This window comes from Catenovulum agarivorans YM01 (assembly GCF_000281085.1).
Lineage (GTDB): Bacteria > Pseudomonadota > Gammaproteobacteria > Enterobacterales > Alteromonadaceae > Catenovulum > Catenovulum agarivorans.
On record NZ_AJWM01000124.1, the window covers coordinates 1 to 1,410 of the forward strand.

Consider the following 1,410-nt stretch of genomic DNA (forward strand, 5'->3'; position numbering starts at 1 on the left):
TGAAGTGACCCCATAAAGTTGGACTCATTTCTAAGCGGCAACCAAGGCCTGATTTCGATATTGTATCGGACTCAGGCCTTTTAGTTTCAGCTTAATTCGTTCATTGTTGTAATAATCAATATATTCTTTGATGTTCGTAATCAACTCGTCCGCATTTTTAAACGTTTCGTTATGGAACATTTCACTTTTTAGCATACCGAAAAAATTTTCTGCGACAGCATTATCCAAGCAGTTTCCTTTTCTCGACATACTCTGTTTTAATCCTTTCTCTTCAAGGAGTCGTTGGTACTGTTTATTTTGATATTGCCATCCTTGGTCTGAATGTATGATGGGCTTTTCCCCTTGTTTTAACTTGGCTGTAGCTGCTTTCAGCATGTCTGTCACCAAGGGCAAGGTTACCGTTTTTCTTACCTCATAACTCACCACTTCCTGATTAAACAAGTCAATCATAGGAGATAAATACACTTTTTCACCTTCGACCTTAAATTCTGTCACATCCGTTACCCATTTTTCGTTTGGCTGCTCTGCAGAGAATTCTCGATTCAAGATGTTCTCAGCGATTTCCCCGACTTCACCTCGATAAGATTTATAGCGTTTAGGTCTTACCTTGGACTTAAGGCCCAGTTCATTCATGAGGCGCTGAACGCGTTTATGGTTGATAGTCACCCCCATTGTTCGTAGGGCGCTCGTAATCCTACGATAACCATATCGACCTTTATGTTTGTGGTAGATGCTACTTATCATATCCAACGCCTCGCGGTCAGCAGAGGGTTGATTGCATCTTTTCCGGTGATAATAGTACACACTCTTTGGTAGCCCAGTCGCTTTTAAGAGGTGCTTTAAGCTATGTTTCGCCTTGAACTCTTCGACAACTAGCGCTTTGTCTTTACTTTTTTCTTTCTCGCTTGAGCCAAGGCTTCGAACTTTTTTAGTACATCATTCTCTGCGCGTAAGTAGGCTAATTCTTCTCGTAACTCTTCATCAGTCATCTGCTCTGGAAGTTTTGGTGTTGAAGTTTTATTTGACATTGATGGCCTACGGTTTTTCTGAGGTTTAAGACGGGATATACCATCACGAGCATAGTGCTTCTGCCACTGAAATAAAATACCAGGAGTTGATAAATCGAAGAAAGCACTTGTATAACTGAGAGACCAATCGTTGGCCTCCATTGTTTTTAATGCTCGAAGCTTAAATTCGGCCGAATAAGGATAACCACTGTGAAGAAAGCTCTCAAGGCCATGAATTTTGTAGGTTTGAGACCAGTACCGTATGAGGCGCGAGTTAATCTGGAACTGCTTCCCTAGCACTCTAGATGAACTCTCTTGCGCCAACTGTGCAAGCTTTAACTTAAAAGCTCGATGATATTTAGACATAAAAGACCCCCAGTAATTGGATAGTCCAACTATTGGG

General features: G+C 41.3%; 1 protein-coding gene and 1 pseudogene. Both read right to left on the minus strand.

Annotated elements, in window-relative coordinates; genetic code table 11:
• Positions 1–30 precede the first annotated feature (30 nt).
• Positions 31–870 (minus strand): annotated as a pseudogene (locus WSC_RS0102595) (IS3 family transposase); the annotation flags it as partial.
• A gap of 2 nt (positions 871–872) precedes the next feature.
• Positions 873–1,410, minus strand: a 538-nt coding sequence (locus WSC_RS0102600) for a hypothetical protein (protein WP_016954347.1), incomplete at its 5' end; no start/stop codon positions are given.